Source organism: uncultured Porphyromonas sp., assembly GCF_947254915.1.
Classification (GTDB): Bacteria; Bacteroidota; Bacteroidia; order Bacteroidales; family Porphyromonadaceae; genus Porphyromonas.
The window spans coordinates 1-16,966 of record NZ_CAMYEZ010000032.1; the positions used below are offsets into that span (position 1 = coordinate 1).

General features: G+C 52.2%; 12 protein-coding genes and 1 pseudogene. 2 read left to right on the forward strand and 11 right to left on the reverse strand.

From position 1 onward, the window contains the following. Positions 1 to 340, forward strand: a pseudogene (locus Q0X57_RS03335) ((4Fe-4S)-binding protein); the annotation flags it as partial. Between the two features lie 17 nt (positions 341 to 357). On the opposite strand, the gene Q0X57_RS03340 reads toward Q0X57_RS03335, so the two are convergent. The 6 genes from Q0X57_RS03340 to Q0X57_RS03365 all read right to left on the reverse strand — a co-directional run bounded on the left by Q0X57_RS03340 (position 358) and on the right by Q0X57_RS03365 (position 8,635). Beyond that, complete coding sequence (locus tag Q0X57_RS03340; protein WP_297727603.1) at positions 358 to 837, reverse strand: TerB family tellurite resistance protein; 480 nt, start codon at positions 835 to 837, stop codon at positions 358 to 360. A 16-nt stretch (positions 838 to 853) separates the two neighbouring features. Further along, a complete protein-coding gene (locus tag Q0X57_RS03345) occupies positions 854 to 2,632 on the reverse strand; it encodes an AAA family ATPase (protein ID WP_297727605.1) in 1,779 nt (592 codons plus the stop codon). A 38-nt stretch (positions 2,633 to 2,670) separates the two neighbouring features. Next, a complete protein-coding gene (locus tag Q0X57_RS03350) occupies positions 2,671 to 5,205 on the reverse strand; it encodes an Hsp70 family protein (protein ID WP_297727608.1) in 2,535 nt (844 codons plus the stop codon). A 12-nt stretch (positions 5,206 to 5,217) separates the two neighbouring features. Then, the gene (locus Q0X57_RS03355; protein WP_297727611.1) at positions 5,218 to 6,207 is read right to left on the reverse strand and encodes a hypothetical protein; all 990 of its coding nucleotides are present in this window, start codon (positions 6,205 to 6,207) and stop codon (positions 5,218 to 5,220) included. A gap of 19 nt (positions 6,208 to 6,226) precedes the next feature. After that, positions 6,227 to 7,720, reverse strand: coding sequence for a hypothetical protein (locus Q0X57_RS03360; RefSeq protein WP_297727614.1), 1,494 nt, complete (start codon positions 7,718 to 7,720; stop codon positions 6,227 to 6,229). Between the two features lie 132 nt (positions 7,721 to 7,852). Continuing rightward, the gene (locus Q0X57_RS03365) at positions 7,853 to 8,635 is read right to left on the reverse strand and encodes a hypothetical protein (protein WP_297727617.1); all 783 of its coding nucleotides are present in this window, start codon (positions 8,633 to 8,635) and stop codon (positions 7,853 to 7,855) included. A gap of 567 nt (positions 8,636 to 9,202) precedes the next feature. Here Q0X57_RS03365 and Q0X57_RS03370 point away from each other — a divergent pair. After that, positions 9,203 to 10,888: a SulP family inorganic anion transporter gene (locus tag Q0X57_RS03370; RefSeq protein WP_297727620.1), complete on the forward strand. Its 1,686-nt coding sequence runs from the start codon at positions 9,203 to 9,205 to the stop codon at positions 10,886 to 10,888. A gap of 13 nt (positions 10,889 to 10,901) precedes the next feature. Here Q0X57_RS03370 and rlmN read toward each other — a convergent pair whose 3' ends face one another. From rlmN to pyrH, 5 genes are all read right to left on the reverse strand, one after another. Next, positions 10,902 to 11,930: a 23S rRNA (adenine(2503)-C(2))-methyltransferase RlmN gene (gene rlmN, locus Q0X57_RS03375; RefSeq protein WP_297727623.1), complete on the reverse strand. Its 1,029-nt coding sequence runs from the start codon at positions 11,928 to 11,930 to the stop codon at positions 10,902 to 10,904. Between the two features lie 14 nt (positions 11,931 to 11,944). Beyond that, entirely contained in the window at positions 11,945 to 14,122 is a 2,178-nt protein-coding gene (gene rnr / locus Q0X57_RS03380) for a ribonuclease R (protein WP_297727624.1), read from the reverse strand. Positions 14,123 to 14,157: 35 nt separating this feature from the next. Then, complete coding sequence (gene rsgA / locus Q0X57_RS03385; protein ID WP_297727627.1) at positions 14,158 to 15,102, reverse strand: ribosome small subunit-dependent GTPase A; 945 nt, start codon at positions 15,100 to 15,102, stop codon at positions 14,158 to 14,160. Between the two features lie 165 nt (positions 15,103 to 15,267). Next, positions 15,268 to 15,828, reverse strand: coding sequence for a ribosome recycling factor (gene frr / locus Q0X57_RS03390; RefSeq protein ID WP_007365770.1), 561 nt, complete (start codon positions 15,826 to 15,828; stop codon positions 15,268 to 15,270). A 31-nt stretch (positions 15,829 to 15,859) separates the two neighbouring features. Continuing rightward, complete coding sequence (pyrH, locus tag Q0X57_RS03395) at positions 15,860 to 16,585, reverse strand: UMP kinase (RefSeq protein WP_297727630.1); 726 nt, start codon at positions 16,583 to 16,585, stop codon at positions 15,860 to 15,862. Positions 16,586 to 16,966 lie beyond the last annotated feature (381 nt).

Below are 16,966 nucleotides of genomic sequence, written 5' to 3' on the forward strand. Positions count from 1 at the left end.
CACCTGCCCCGACCTAGATCGAGCGCTGGACGAGAACAAAGGTACGAGCGTCGTGCTGATCCACAGCGCACAGGGGCAACGCCTCTGGTCCGAGCTCACTTGTCGCTCTCAGGAGACGAACTACGCGAGTTCTTTGGCGGGTAATCCCGCTATCGAGCACACGGCGGCAGAGCCTCCGAAGCGGCAGCTCTTCTTCGAGCAAATCAATGCAGAGCCATTAGACTCGTTGATCGCTCGTCTCACGGCCACGCCCCTCCACAAACGCCTCTGGCGCCATCTGCACCACCAAGCACACCGCGTCAAGCTACGCCTCCGCCACCTCGCCCAGCGATCTCACTAGTTGCTTTTAAGGCAACATTAACGAGAACTCAGTTGCTCAATATTTATGAGGTCAAAGTGCGTATTGGTATCCCAAGCTAGATCTTCAGGCTCATTGAAGTCTTGTAGTAAAAAGATCTCTTTGTCGGGGTGTGTGGCTAGGATTTGCTCGTCGCTAATAGATAGATGCTTGCGGATCTTCTTGAAGAACTTGATCTCAGCATACTCAGTGACGTTGTCCGCTTCAATGGCCTTGAAGGCGAGAGTGACCAGTGTCAGCTGCTCGTCATCGCTCATAGCCACGGTGTCAATCTCTTTGAGAAACCTCTGGAGGAAGGCTGCTCCTATCTCATTGATGTCTGCAATCCAGCCGTTTATGACTTCCTCTACCTCTAGATCTTGGAAGAGATCCTCGACCTGCGAGATCTCTCTAACCATTTGAATCTCTTCGGGCGCTATCTCACCATCGCAGGCTATGCAGCTGAAGATGGTCTTTAAGTATAGTTCTGCTAGTGTCATAGTTATTGTCTATTGCTTAGTCCTTAAATCCTATGCGTGGTCTACTTCGTTGTTGGGGTAGCTCTCGATCCATTTCAGCTCGAGTCTGCTCATACTTTTTCAGCTCTTGTTCGCTGAGAGAGGGCTTGGTATGGGCAATCGTAGACTCTAGTATTTGCATCGTAATCTTACTCTCTTGGTGTAAGGCTTCTCTTGAGGCGTCATTGACGATCATTTGGATGTCAGCAGAGACGTACCCCTCAGTAAGACTAGCGAGATGCTCGTAGTCAAGCCCGAAGTCGTAGGGGCGATTCTCTAGATAAAGCTTAAATAGTGCGCTCCTAGCGGCCTGGTCAGGTACTCCTATGTAATACTTCTTGTCTAGTCGCCCAGCACGCAGTATGGCGGGGTCTATCATGTTGGGATAGTTGGTAGCTCCGATTACAAATACACCCTTCTCTCCCGTCTGATCCATCTGAGCTAACATTTCATTTACCGCACTCCGAGACATCTCATGTACGTCTGTATTATCACGATTGGGAACTAATTCATTCATCTCATCAATGAAGATAATCGTGGGGGCTTGCTCTATGGCTTCTTTGAATAGGTCAGCTATATTCTCCTGTGTCGCATTGACATACTTACTCTTTAGCGTAGCTGGTGTGATAAACTTAAAGTTAAAGCCGACCTCCTCAGCAAAGTGCTTGGCAAAGAAAGTCTTGCCACAGCCTGGAGGCCCATAGAGGAGCATGCCGTTGGGTATTGTTACGCCATAGCGGTGGTACTTCTCAGGATTGTGTAGTGGCTCTATGACCTCTTCTAGCATCTGTCGTTTGAGCTCCTCCATCCCTGCTATCGCTGCAAAGCCTAGTCCCTTAGCTTGCATAGGCTTAGTAGATCGTCTTGATGTCTCGTCTGGCTTAGATTGTTGTAGTCGCTGACTAGGAGACTCGACTTTTACCTTACCCTCAATGGCTCTCGCAAACTCTTCTGCCGTTTGGAATCGATCCTCAGCGTCATAGCTTAGCGCTTTGGCTATCACGTTGACAAACTGCTCGTCAAGCTCATACTTCTCTATCTTGGGCAGCTCTAGAGGCTTGTGTCGCTCTTCTAGCAAGCTCTCTACAGCACTGGTGCCACTAAGCCTAGAGACATCAACAAACCATGGGAGCCGTCTATATAAAAGGTGGTAAGCCATGGCTCCGACAGCGTAGAGGTCTGACTGTACAGAGCAAACTCCTGAAAAACGCTCTGGCGCAAGGTAAAAGAGGTTTTGCCCTTTCACTCTGGGCACTCCGAGAGACTGATTGAGGTAGCAGGCTTGACCGAAGTCGATCAACTTTAAGTCCCTTAGATCTCCCAAGAGGTTGAGAAGGACATTTTGCGTAGTTACTTCATTATGAATGATGGGGATGGGCTGACTATGTAGGTAGGCGAGAGCTGAGAGCACCCCCAAGGCAATGCTCTTGATAGCATATACACTGAAGTCCTCCTCTCGTATCATCCGATCTGACAAAGTCTCTCCACTCACGAACTCAGTGACAAACCAAACGAACTGTCGCCCACCTATGAGTAGCTCTCCAGTATCACGACAATTGCAGAGGTTGTGGTGCTGTAAGCCTTTTGAGATCTCTACCTCTACGACATGTCCGTAGTCGTCTATTTGCCTTCTTGTGAGCTTTGAGCAGTCGATCAGTTTTAGGAAGCCAGTCTTGCCATGCTCGTCTTTGACTCGGTAGGTCTCCGCATAAGCTCCTTGCTTATGTGGAAACAGTACGGTGTAGTGGGCAATTAGCTCCTTTGCCTTGAAGTGCATAACAATCTTTTGTCACTAGGGTTAGGCTTCGGGACGCTTTACTTGAGCAGTCCTCCAGCATTAGTAGCCTCTTCGCTAGGCATCAGGTCGATGAGTGCGACGGCGATCGGGTGTAGTCGCTCTGTAGATGGCTGGTCATTCATCTCGCTGAGGCCTTGGTTGATGAGCTGACGAGCTCGTGATCTATCTCTCCACGCTATCTGATCAAAGCGCGCCTCGCAATCCTTGATAAGATCCATACATTGATAGACCATGGTAAGATGAACAAAGAGCCGCACGACCTGCTCCAAGACGCTACGTCCAAGGGCTATGTCTTGGGTGCGTATCACATTGTCCACTTGACGGTGTAGCTCTTTGACAACCTCTCCAGACTTTTCGTTGCCTAGTTCGCTCTGAGCCACTTCTAGGCGCTCAAAATCTGAGCGTAGCTCCTTCTCGATACGATCCCACTCGGAACTGTCCTCTAGGTTTTCAATCTTGCGAAGTAGCTCTTTCAGATTAGAGAGTGTGCGCATCGGGTCTTGTCCATTGGCGAGTAGCTCTTTTACGGAGCTAAGCTCCTGTTCTAGCTCATCTACAGAGAGTCCAGAGTCTTTGAGTTCGGAGAGGGCTCGCTCAGCCGTATGTATCTCTTCCTTAACCCACTGGATAGCTTCTGTCGCAGACTCTCGCTTACCAAGGTTCAGCTCCTTCTTCACCGTAAAGTCTATTGTGGGGAAGTACACCTCCATAGTCATCATCTCTGAGGAATCTACGTGGAGTGTGACCTCCACACTAGACTGCTCGGGGATAAGTTGCTGTACCTCCTCGCCAGTGACGACTACGTTTGCTATGTGGGAGTTTAGCGCAGCGGTCTTTCCCTCAGCCTCTAGACCTGAGGCTTGATAGACAGGGATCGACAGGATATCCTCCGCTACACCAGGGCGCAACGCTTGTGTCGTCTTGCGGCCGAGGAGCACCCCTACGGCAGGGAGTGCCTTGTTCTTTTCCAAGCCTTTGACTTGGGTAAATACTCCTCGCTTCTTAATATCGTTATAGACCGAGATGCCAATATTGTAGGGTAGTGGAGCTGCTCCGACCTTGACCCCCTGGATGATGGTAAACTCTGCGGGGAAGACTTCCACCTTGTTGCCTTGCTGGTTGAACGCGTTTATGTGGAATGTGTTTGCTACGCCCCCTAGCAGAAAGGCTTGAAAGATGTTCCCTTTTTCATTGACACTCGTCTTGTCACTACGCCAAGCTCCATCTGCACGCTCTAACTCTATTAGTAGCTCAGATGGGGCGTTTGCACCACTCTTCTCCCTATCAATAGTGATGGTCACCCACTCAGAGTCTTCAACAGATGTAGACTCATAGCCTACTTCGAGGAAGGTCACCTCCGCCTTGGCATCTTGTCTAACCTCATCGGCGCTGATGTCCGAGTCTATTGTGGATGCATAGAGCGCAGCTCCTCGTGCTACTGCAGTCATCGGGTTGATGCTCGTGTCCACGTGAGGGGTGATCTCCTTCTTGAGCATCTCTCGTATAATCGGAGAGTAGGTAGGCCCTCCGACTAGAATTAACGAGGTGAGGTCTTCGCCTGTTAAGCCGTTTCTAGCTAGTAGATCTTTGCATATGTCTATGGCCTTCTGATATTGCCCCTCTATGGCGTTGAGTAGCTGATCCTTTGTCAAGGTTATCTCCAGGTCAATCTCCTCTCCATTGTCATCTACCCCGAGGTTGAGGTTACGGTCATAGGTAGAGTAGTCCGTGCTATCTGCAAAGGACAATGCGATACGCATCTCCTCGGCTGGCCCCTTAAGTGCGTCGGCTAGAGCTTTCTTTTTCCAAGGTACACGCTCGTAAGAGTCGAGTGCATACTCTTCTTTAAGGGCGGGTACTAAGATCTCGTTGACTACAATCTCGTCAAGGTTCTTGCCCCCTAGGTAGTTGTCTCCCTCAGTGTCAAATACGGTGAGAATGCCATCCTCTACCTTGACAAGAGCTGCATCAAAAGTGCCACCACCGAAATCGAAGACTAGCCACTTACCGTCTTTCTTCTCATTGGAGAGCCCATAAGCCATACAAGCAGCTATAGGCTCTTGTAGCAATACGCACTTGTCAAAGCCTGCTAGACGAGCCGCTTGCATTGTTGCATCCTTCTGGACAGCGGTAAACATGGCTGGGACTGTGATTACGATCGCATTTACTGTCTCGTCTGTGATGAGGCTTTTCAACTCCTTGAGTACCTCGGCCGATAGCTCTTCTGGTGTGTAGAAGGCTTTTGACATGTTCTCGTTGGAGTACTGCCTGTCTGACCCCATCTCACGTTTGAACTCTAGGTAGCCAAACTCCTTGGGAGGCTCATTTTTACTGAGCGCCATGATAGCGTCAGAGTAGACCGCATCTTTTGCCTTTAGTCCGATGCGTAGAGCACACTCTCCGCGCTTGTTTTTGGAGAAGTAGACACATGATGGCAGGGTGTCCATCAAGGTTTTAGTCTGCTTGATGACGGACTCTCCGCCCTCCATACGAGCGATGGCGGAGTTTGTCGTTCCTAAGTCTATACCGTAGTCAATCTTAATTCTGGCCATAGCTATATCGTGTTATATGTTTTGACTTACCACTATCTCGGCAGGCTGTATCATCTTGCCGTTGTAGTTGACGAGCATCTTGATCATACCCGTTATGATGCGCTTACCCTCGGGTAGCGTGTCGTCTGGCACCATGCGCGCCTTAAACTGCATACCGTCGTTGTACTCTTGTCCTATCAAGCTAATGATCTCGTAGCCATTAGCACGTACATTGTTTATCATTCGATCCTTAGCCTGTACGAGTTGCTTGTAACCCCTGACAGACTTGTCCATCTTAGAGAGATTTGTCTCTATACGAGCTATCTCATCTGCTAGTTTGACGACTAGCGAGTGGTCAGGCTCTCCAGAACCTGTTGCTCCTGAGGCAGTCATCTCTAGTTGCTTCTCGACCAACTGGAGTAACTGATTGTCTAGCTTGACAGATTCCTCTGCCATTCGCTGCTGTGCAGCCTCCACGGCGTGCTGCGCCTTACGAATCTCTTCGATAGAGGAGCTACTACGCTTCACCCTTCTCGCTAGCCAGTAGGCGATCCCCACGACAGCAACTATTAGCGCCATGGCAATTACAATGCCCCACAGAGAGCGTTGATGTAGGAGAGCCTTGTTGCTGTCCAAGTTACGGTCTACCTCTTCCATTTTCTGTGTCACCTGCTCTCCGTCTTGCTGGAGCTGCGCTCCTAGACTACTGCAGGTAGCACTCAAGCTGTCTATGGTAGCCCGCTGTGCGACTGTGGTGTTAAGGAGGAGTTGAGCCTGTCCTACAAGGTCTGTGACTTGTTTTTCTGTTGCCGAGAGCTGCTTTTGTAGCTTGTTATGTTGCACTTCAAGCGCTTTGTATCGGTGCGCCAGATCTGCCGTGACAGATAGAGAGTCGCTAGTTAGCTCATTACGCTGAGCCTCTATGGAACTCTCGCTGTTGTAGTTCTCTGCGATTGGTGCAAAGCTCATCAATAGAAAGCTTCCCATCGCAATGCTTAGATAATATAGTATACGTCGCTGCATAGTTCTATTGATTTCGGATTCAATCACTGAAAACACTACCTAGGATGCTAAGAATCAAGGGAATGACTATAAGAAGAAGAAAATACACCCAGCAGGATATGGATGCCCCTTCTACACCATGTTTCTGGCATAGACTCTTTAGGGTTCTTCTATTTGCAGAGTATCTCTTTTGCCTGAATTTTCTTTCCATATCAAAGGAATCCATTATGAGTATTGCATTCCAAGCTTCAGACAGTCTTTCTTTAAGTGATGAATCCATAAAGTATAATGTTTGCATACCATTCACCTCCTCAATGACATTGTTTAATGCTACGTTGACAACAGCTGTAGATAATTTGAGATAAAACTCATCGGAAGCTCCTAACTTCTGACGCATCGCCTGAAGATAGGGGCGAGTATTGTTGAGTAGAACAGTTGCATCTTTAATTTTACTAAAGCCAACAGAGTCAGGAAGAATAAAATCTACAAGCTTATTTGGCACAGTTACTGGAGCATTGAATTTCTTCAAGTAACCCATAATAGCCTTAGCCTCCTCGGCAACCTCTTCGGGTGGCAAACTCTCGATATTCTTTTCGATGATTTGGAGGTTCTCCTGGCATCGATCTTTTGCCAGCTTGCCTACGACGATGCTACTGGCATATCTTGCCAAGCGGGCCGTCTCTCTGGCTGCCTCTATATCATCATCTGCATCGTTGTAGTAGTCGATGGAACATTGTAGTATCTCTAGCCCTAACTTATCGGCTATCAACTGATACTGTGTGTCGGAAGTGGAGAGGAGCTCCTTAAGCTTAGCAAGTGGGGATTTGCTCTTTTCGTAGAGCGTGTTGCCTGCGCTAGCTCCACGGCTCTTATTTGCTTTTCGCTCTTTTTGAGCTACGTCTATAGCCTCTTTGATTACCTTGATGAGAGGACCCACCGAGAGTCCTTTCAGATGCTCTTGCCAAGCGGGGCTGGAGACCAAAGGCAATAACCGACTTCCTCCTAGTTCCTCGCACATAGCATCTAGGAAGTCAAGCCCGATGTTATCTGTATCAATCCCAGCGTCGTCCCCTGCGATCAGAGTTACAAAGTGACTCACCGCTTTGCTATCTCCATAGAATCTCTCCGCATAGGAGAGAGCCTTGGGATACTCCTCTCTAATGAGGCTACAGATGATGAGGTTTTGGAGCGATGATGGTGTCTCCCTCTGTTTCCAGATCTCCTCAGCTTTTGCTAGGTCGCCACTCTCTAGGTGATTGAAGGCGACCGTATCTATAGGGGTGTCTCTAACAAACCAAAACTGAGCGTACCGAATCTGATCTTGAGGTAGGGTTAGATTGGCACTAGCCGTAGCGATGATAGCCTCAGAGCGCTCGACCTCTCCTAAGTAGGAGGTTAGGTCAAGTGGGAAGGAGACAGACTTGCCTACCTTTAGGAAGGCTTGCAGTCGGCTTTGGTTTGCCAAGCGCTCCTTTGTCGTGGCATTGGCATAGATGCCCAGTAGCCGATAAGGGTTTTGCTTTACTTGTTTCATCCTAGGAATATAGAATAACTCTTGCCAACCTTAGCTTCAGAGCCAGAGATGTGATAAGGCTGAGAGGAGTAGGTGACGAAGAGTCTTTTTCATTGTGAAGATGTTTGGAGGGTTGCTACCGATGCCGTATGGCTAGAATATCTCACTCTCATTGCTTTGAGAGGTGGAGAAATTGCCGTCCAGTATAGGTGTCAGCTCAAAGCTTAGGATTTCATTATCTTGCAGTAGTGCCGTAGAACCGTCTTTAGAGTATGTCTCATCTTCTAAGAAGCCTCCCTTGATCCCGTTTTTCATAGGCTTATCTGGATACCAACCACGACCATAGTAGAAGAATGTCTGATAGCGGTGCCCCCCAGGGAGTTGGATAGTCGCTGTCTGCCCAGCTCTGACATAGGTGTGTCCTGCGACTCGTCCATTCTGATTGTTATACCTAATGATCACAATGACGTCAGAGTTGTGGGCGGCTTTTACACGCACCTCTGCGTGTGGTTCATTGTTAGAGTAGTGCTGGTTTTTGCCATAAAAGCTTTCGTAGGGTTGAGACCCATTGTAGAGAGAGTTAGAGCCATAGGTGTTGTATAGCTGCTCGCGTTGCTCCTCCTCCTCTCTCTGACGTCGCTCCTCCTCTTCTCGCATCCGTATCTCCTCTTTGGCTACTTGGATTCGCTCTTGAGCATCGGAGACATGTATACTAGATGGGTATTCCCTGACAAAGGCTTCATACCCCTCGATGTCTGATCTGTCGATGCACTCATACTCTGCTGTATGATTCTTATCACAAGAGGTAAGGGTGAGCATGGAGAGCGTGCATAGAGCGACTCCTGCAGTTCTTAGAACTCGCAGGTTAATCAACAGAGCCTTCTTAAAGGAAGACCTAATAGATAGAGCGTGGGGTGATAAATCTTCTTTTAGCATATTGGGTTACAGTAAAGACACGACAAGTGGAGAGACCTCTCTTGGGGAGAGGTCGTCTGTGCTGTGTGATGTTATATGTGAGGTGTGGTTGTTATCCCGCCGTCCCGATTGCTGGTAGCAAGGGCAGTGCTTGCATAGGAGCCTCGTAAGTGAGTAGCTCCCTTGTTGCTAAATGTTAAATGGGGGGGGGGGGTAAACATACTTTTTGACGAGTCTGAGATCGTTGTTGCAAAGATACGTTTTCTTTTTCAATGGAGAGAGTAGGGTCGAGACGATGTGTCTGAGAAGCCTTCAGAGGAATTCCCCAATAGCTCACGAAGAAACGAAAATTCTCCACGGAGACGGGAAATGAAAGTTCGGAAGAATGAAATGAAAGTTCGGAAGAATGAAATCAAAGTTCCGATGAATTTTTTCGTCCCTCCGTGGAGGATTTGTCGTTTCTCGGGGGATAATTCGGATTTCTCACGGAGCTGGCTTGACGGTGTGGTGTAAGGGGGAAGGGTTTTGCTGGATTATCTGCTTTAGTTTCAGTATCTTTGTAGCAGTACCAACCGTTATCTTACGCTTATGTCTATCATGAAGGGACTCGTGCCTGAGTTTTTTCTCTCGTTACGTGGTTATTCACGACAGCTTTTTGTTAAAGATCTCACATCGGGTATCATCGTCGGGGTGGTCGCCCTGCCACTGGCTATAGCCTTCGGTATCGCTAGTGGGGTCTCGCCGACGGAGGGCTTGCTGACGGCCATCATCGGTGGCTTCCTTGTCTCGCTACTGGGCGGTAGTAAGGTGCAGATCGGGGGCCCGACGGGGGCATTCATCGTGATCGTCTATGGGATCATCCAGCAGCACGGCGTGGATGGGCTGGCCATTGCGACGATTATGGCGGGCTTGCTCTTGATGCTGCTGGGCTTCTTGCGCTTGGGCAGCTTGGTGCGCTTCATCCCTTATCCGATTATTGTGGGCTTTACGGCGGGTATTGCGGTAACCATCTTCACGACGCAGATCGCTGATCTCTTCGGGCTACAGATTGAGTCAATGCCTGGGGACTTCATCGGCAAGTGGCAGGTGCTGATTGCCAACTTTGCGACGGGCTCGTGGATTCCCTTTGCTTTTGCGGTCGGCACGATACTGATCATTTTGCTTTTGCCTAAGGTGAATGCGAAAATACCGAGTACTCTGGTGGCTCTGGTGGCGCTCACGCTGGTGAGCTTTGGTCTCCAGCAACTGGGTTACCTCAGACCGGAAAACATTGGGGACAACTATACGATAGAGCGTGCGCTGCCGACCTTCGTCATGCCTACGATCACGGTGGAGCGTATCGTGGCGATCTTCCCCTCTGCGCTGACGATCATGCTACTGGGCGCTATGGAGAGCTTGCTCTCGGCCTCGGTGGCGGATGGTGTGATTGGGGCGAAGCACAATCCTGACAGCGAATTGATCGGTCAGGGCGTGGCTAATGTGGTGGTGCCGTTCTTCGGGGGGATCCCTGTGACGGGGGCTATCGCCCGTACGATGACCAATATCAATAGTGGTGGACGGACTCCGATGGCGGGGATCATCCATGCGGTGGTGCTCCTGCTGATCATGCTCCTGCTCTCGCCCCTGACGGCGCATATCCCGATGGCGGTGCTGGCGGGCGTGCTGGTGGTGGTCTCTTATAATATGAGTGGCTGGCGCTCGTTTGTCTCGATCTTCAAGGGTCCACGAGGAGATACGGCTATCCTGCTGGTGACTTTCCTGCTGACGGTGCTGACGGACCTGACGGTTGCGATCGGGGTGGGTATGCTACTGGCGATCGCGCTGCTCTTCCGTCGCATCCTCGATGTGAGCTCTGTCGAGCAGATTGGGGTGGGCGAGATTACGGACGAACCTTTGGCTGATGAAGATGTGGAACTTCCGTCTCGAGTGGAGGTTTACGAGGTGGAGGGACCGTTTTTCTTTGGCATTGCCAATAAGTTTGAAGAGGTGATGGTGACGGTTCACGACCATCCAGAGGTACGCATCATCCGCATGCGTCGTGTGCCTTTCATCGATAGCACGGGGCTACACAACCTGCAGATGGTACTGGCACGACAGCGTAGGCGTGGTGTGCATGTTGTGCTGAGTGGTGTGCGTCCGGCGGTCTATACGCATCTGGAGCAAACGGGGATCATTGATCAGCTGGGACGGGAAAATGTGCTGCCGACCTTTGCCGAGGCGCAGAGACGAGCCGTGGCACTTTACGAGGAGATCTCTGGTGAAGTGAGCAAGTAGACCGCTAAGTTGGTCATTTTGCTCCTTGCTGCTCTTGGGTGCTGAGCATACCGCAGGCGGCGCTGATGTCTTCGCCACGGGAGGTGCGGATGGTGGTCGGTATGCCTGCCTCGCAGAGCCGATCGCGGAGCCACTCCATGCGGGTCATATCGGAGCTGGGCAGGTCGATGTGCGGGATGCGGTGGTAGCGGATCAGGTTGACGTGGCAGTCGAGCTGAGCGAGTAAACGCTTGAGAGCTGCGAGATGGCGGGGCGTGTCGTTGAGCCCCGAGAAGACGATATACTCGAAGGTGAGGCGACGCTGACGGCTCCAATCGTAGTGCCGCAGGAGTGCCACCGTGTCGGCAAGGGGCATGGCTCGCTCTACGGGCATAATGGACAAACGCTCCTCCGACAGTGGGTTGTGCAGGCTAATAGCGAGATGACAGGTGCACTCCTCCAGAAAGCGCTCCAAACCTGGGCGCAGTCCGATGGTTGAGACGGTGATGCGCTTCGGACTCATCGCCAGTCCCTGCGGATCGGTCAGACAAGTGATCACTTGTAGGAGCGTGTCTATATTGTCCATCGGCTCGCCCATTCCCATAAAGACGATGTTTGTCAACTCATTGACCTCAGGCACGGAGAGGATTTGGTTGAGGATTTCGCTTGCCGAGAGGTTAGCGCCGAAGCCTTGCTTGCCCGTCATGCAGAAGAGGCAGTTCATCTTGCAGCCTCGCTGGGAAGATACGCAGAGCGTGGCTCGGTCTCCCTCGGGGATCATAACCGTCTCGACGAAGCCTCCGCCAGCGGCAAAGAGATACTTAACCGTGCCGTCTCGAGAAGTCTGCTGAAGATGAGGCGCAGCACGGCCTATCTCGTAGTGCGAGGCGAGCAGAGCGCGCGCTTTCTTGCTCAGGTTGGTCATCTCGTCCCACGAGGAGACATGCTTCTGGTAAAGCCAGTCAGCGATCTGCCGACCCGTGTACTTGGGCAGTCCCAAGCCAACGGCTAGTTCGGTGAGCTGCGCAGGTGTTTTGCCGAGGATCTGATGCGTTGCTGTCATGTGGAAGGGGCAAATCAGACAAGGTCAAAGTCAAGCTGTCGCTGCTCTAGGTCGGCACGAGCGACACGTACGGTGATCGGGTCGCCAAGGTTGTAGCGCTTGCCAGTGCGTCGCCCACGGAGACGGTAATTCTTCTCGTCGTACTCAAAGTAGTCGTCCTCGAGCTTGCGAATCGGTATGAGCCCCTCGCAGTGCGACCCCTTGAGCTCGACGTAAAGACCCCACTCGGCGACACCGCTGATGACTCCGTCGAAGACTTGTCCCATGCGAGCTTTCATATACTCCACCTGCTTGTACTTCACCGAGTCACGCTCCGCCTGCGTAGCGATCTGCTCCTGCTCGCTACAGTGCTGGCACTGCTCCTCGAGCTTGCCCTTTGTCACAGAGCGCCCGCCCGCATAGTAGCGCGTCAAGAGACGGTGCACCATAAGGTCGGGGTAGCGACGGATGGGCGAGGTGAAGTGGGTGTAGAAGGCAAAGGAGAGTCCGTAGTCCCCGATGTTGTCAGGAGAGTACTCGGCACGAGTCATAGAGCGGATGGCGAGCGTCTCGATGAGGTTCTCCTCACGCTTGCCCTGGACGCTGTCGAGGAGCTTGTTGAAAGAGCGACTTACCTGACGATTCTCGCCACTGAGGTTAACTTTGTAGCCAAACTTACCTGCAAAAGAGGCGAGCGCCATCAACTTCTCTTCGCTAGGCTGTGCGTGGACACGGTAGACGAAGTTCTTCGCCTTCTTGCCCTTGGCACGAACCAGCCCGATGTCCTCGGCAACGGTGCGATTGGCCAGAAGCATAAACTCCTCAATGAGATGGTGCGACTCATTATCTACCACCTCCTCGACACCCGTGGGGCGCCCCTTGGGGTCTAGCGTGAAGCGAACCTCTTGGCTCTGGAACTTGATCGCGCCATCGTCAAAGCGACGCTTGCGCAACTGCTGGGACAGCTCAAAGAGCGGCTGGATGATCGCCTGCTGGGTGTCACTGCGCCCCTCGATCACGTCCTGCGCCTCCTCGTAAGTCATGCGCTGATCGCTCCGTATCACCGTGCGACAGATACGGTACTGCTGTACGTGCGCTGCATTGTCCAGCGTGAGGATACAGGAGTAAGCGAACTTATCTTCGTTGGGGCGTAGCGAACAGAGATTGTTGCACAGCACCTCGGGGAGCATAGGGATCGTGCGGTCCACGAGGTAAACGCTGGTACCACGTGCGTAAGCCTCTTCATCGATCTTGGATCCCTCGGTGACGAAGTAGGAGACATCGGCAATGTGCACGCCCACCTCGTGGCGCCCATCGCCAAGGTCACGGTAGGAGAGCGCATCGTCAAAGTCCTTAGCGTCGGCTGGGTCAATGGTAAGCGTCGGCACCTTGCGAAAGTCCTCTCGCTGTGCCAGCTGCTCTTGGGTAATCTCTCCCGAAAGTCGCTCAGCCTCGTCGATAGCTGCCTGTGGGTAGTCGTAGTCTATATTGTACTCAGTCAGTATGGCGCGCATCTCGGTGTCGTTGTCGCCCGCCTTGCCGAGTACCTTGAGGACACGCCCCGTGGGTATCTTGTCCGAGCTAGGCCAGTCGGTGATAGCCACCTCCACCTTGGAGTCTCGCTGAGCTCCGTGTAGCTCGCTGAGCGGTATCAGTATGTCGGTCGAGAGGGTGCGGTCTTCGGTGACAAAGATGGCCCAGTCCTTTTTGAACTCCAGCCGCCCGACGAAGGTGTGCTTTGAGCGCTCAATGATATTGATCACCTCGCCCTCTAGATCTCCGCCCTGCCTCTTGGCAAAGAGACGAGCCTGCACACGATCCCCATTGAGTGCGTGCATAGCGTTGCGCTCAGCGATGAAGATGCTCTTGCCGTCCTCGTCAGAGATGACCGCGTTGCGCCCATTGGAGCGACGCTCGAAGGTGCCGAAGAGCAGAGCCCCCGAGAGATTGTAGCGGTAGGTGCCTGGCTTGACACGTGTGAGCGTGTCGTCCATTGCCAGCACCTCTAGGATACGGCTAATGGTCAGGCGTAGCGGTTGCGCTGTGATGTTGAGTTGCTTGGAAACCTGCTTGTAGTTCCACGTGTGGGTCGGGTTGGTAGCAAAAAGCTTGACGACAGCTCGTGTCAGTTCGTCGAGGTTAAGTCGCTCAGCGTTGGATCGTTTGGAGGGACTCTTCTTGGGTGTGTTTTTCTTTCTAGATGGTTTCGTCATAATCGTTTGGTTAATGTGTGTATGCGTTTGGGGACTTACTGCTCGGGTCGGTAGGGACCGCTGTGCTCGTCCTGGAGAATGCTCAGATAGCTCTTGTACCGTGAGGGGGCGATGCGTCCCTCCTCAAGCGCCTTGAGGACAGCGCAACCCGGCTCGTGGAGGTGCGTGCAATTGGCAAAGCGACAGTCGCTCGAATAGGCGAAGAACTCACGAAAGAAGTGGCTCGTATCCTCCTCGCTCATCTCTAGCGTGCCAAAAGCTTTGATCCCAGGCGTGTCAATGATCCAGCCCGAGTGCGGGCTCGGTAGCTGATACATCTCCGAGTAAGTGGTCGTGTGCTGCCCCGTCTCGTAGAGCGAAGAGATAGCTTGCGTGGACAGTCCCAGGTCGGGTATCAAGCTATTAAGCAGGGTTGACTTGCCCGTGCCTGAGTGCCCAGCGATGAGTGTGCACTTGCCCTCGAGGAGCGATAGCAGTGCATCGGTGCCTTGCTGTTGTAGAGCTGATATGGGGTGGCAGGGATAGCCTAGCGGGGTGTAGATCTCGGTCAGTTCGTGCATCACCTCCTCCTCGTTGGGCTTGAGGTCGTCGACCTTGTTGATAAGGATTTCTGTGGGGATGCGGTACGCCTCAGCCGTGGCTAGGAAGCGATCGATGAAGGTGTAGGAAGTGCGAGGCCGAGCGATGGTGACCATCAGGAGGGCTAGGTCAATGTTTGCCGCAAGGATGTGCGACTCCTTCGAGAGATTGGTGGCGCGCCGTATGATGTAGTTGCGTCGTGGCTCGATAGACTCTATATAAGTGACCTCTTGCTGTGGATCAGGCGTGAAGTGCACCCAGTCACCGACCACTACGGGGTTGGTACTGCGGATGCCCTGTATGCGCACCCGCCCTTTGATCAGGCAGGAGTAGACCCGCTCCTCCTCGGGGACGTGCACTGCGCAGTTGTTGCCGATGACCTTGATGACTCTGCCTCGCATAGGATAGGTAAATGGGGGGGGGAATGGTAAAAGCAAAGCCACAACCCACAGCTAGAGAGTGCAAAGGTCAGACGAAGCGAAAGAGCGCCTCTCCGCTCCGCCTGCCCGCTCAGGCTGTAGGCGTGACTTGCATAGGGTGAAGTGTGATAGGGGAGTGGCGCAGAGTTAGATCGTCATGATCTCCTTCTCCTTGGCCGCAAGCGCCTCCTCGACACGAGCTATGTACTTGTCGTGGAGCTTCTGAGCGTCATTCTCCGTTTGCTTGATCGTATCCTCTGGTAGGTCCTCCGCTTTGACCGCCTTCTTAGCAGCATCGATAGCATCACGACGTGCATTGCGGATGCTGATCTTAGCCTCCTCGCTCTCAGCTTTAGACTGCTTGACTAGCTCCTTGCGACGCTCCTCCGTGAGCGGTGGCATAGTGATGCGGATCATCTCGCCATTGTTGGTCGGTGTGATACCCAGACTGGAGTCGAGGATACCCTTCTCAATGTCCTTGATGAGCTTCTTGTCCCACGGTGTGATAGCGAGCGTGCGAGCATCGGGTACAGTCACCGTGGCAACCTGATTAAGAGGCATCGGTGCCCCGTAAGCCTCGACGGTTATGTCGTCCAGGAGGACAGGGTTTGCCTTGCCTGCACGTATGCGGTCTAGCTTGTCCTGGAGGAATTCGATCGCCTTGAGCATAGACTGCTCAGCAGGTTTGATAAATTGGCTTGTACTCATATTTCGTTCTGTTTGGTTTCTAGGTTATTGATTAGGAAACGATAGATCCGATCTCCTCGCCACGCATCACACGAGCCAGGTTGCCCGTCGTGTCCATATCAAAGACGATGATCGGCAGGTGGTTCTCCTGACAAAGCGTCATAGCAGTCAGATCCATAATCCTGAGTCCACGGTCGTACACCTCTTGATAGGTAAGCCGAGAGAGCTTGATCGCTGTCGGGTCACGCTCTGGATCGGCCGTGTAGATGCCATCGACGCGGGTCCCCTTGAGCATAATGTCCGCTTGTAGCTCTATGCCACGCAGAGCTGAGGCAGAGTCAGTGGTGAAAAACGGATTGCCCGTACCGCCAGCGACAAAGACGATATGCCCCTGCGCCAGCAGTTGGCGAGCAGTGAGCGCATCGTAGTAGCGAGCATAAGGCTCCATCGGCGTACTGGTCATAACGACCGCACGAGGCGTATCCTGTATGGCGGGGCACTGCGCATTGATCGCAGCGCTGATAGCGAGCGCATTGATGACCGTGGCGAGCATGCCCATACGGTCGCCCGATACACGGTCCAGCCCTTCGGCAGAGCCTGCCATCCCTCGGAATATGTTGCCACCGCCCACGACGATCGCCACCTCAACGCCCATATCGCTGATCTCAATGATCTGCGAGGCGTAGTCGTGGAGCCGTGTCGTGTCAATGCCTTGCTTGGAGCCCGCTGCGAGCGACTCGCCGCTGAGCTTGAGTAGTACTCGTTTGTATTGAGCCATAATGGTCTTATCTCATTGTATCCTCTACAAAGATAGGGAAAAAGAGCTTAGCGGTGAAGCTGCATGGGAAAAATCTCCTGAGGAAATGCAAATCTCCCACGGAAGAAATGAAAATTCTACACCGAGGAGAGCAATAAAACTTCGGAAGAATGAAATCAAAGTTCGGAAGAATGAAATGAAACTTCGGAGGAATGAAAGGAAAGTTCGGAGGAATTGGCCGTTTCCTCCGTGGAGGATTTGCATTTCCTCGGGAGAAAATCCATTTAGTCGGAAAGTGTCCGAAATATGAGACTGTTGCAAAAGTCAACAGTCTCACAATCTTGCAAGCAAGATTGTCCTGACTTTGCAGAAAGGATGAAGCGCAAGGCGCTGAGGGTGAGG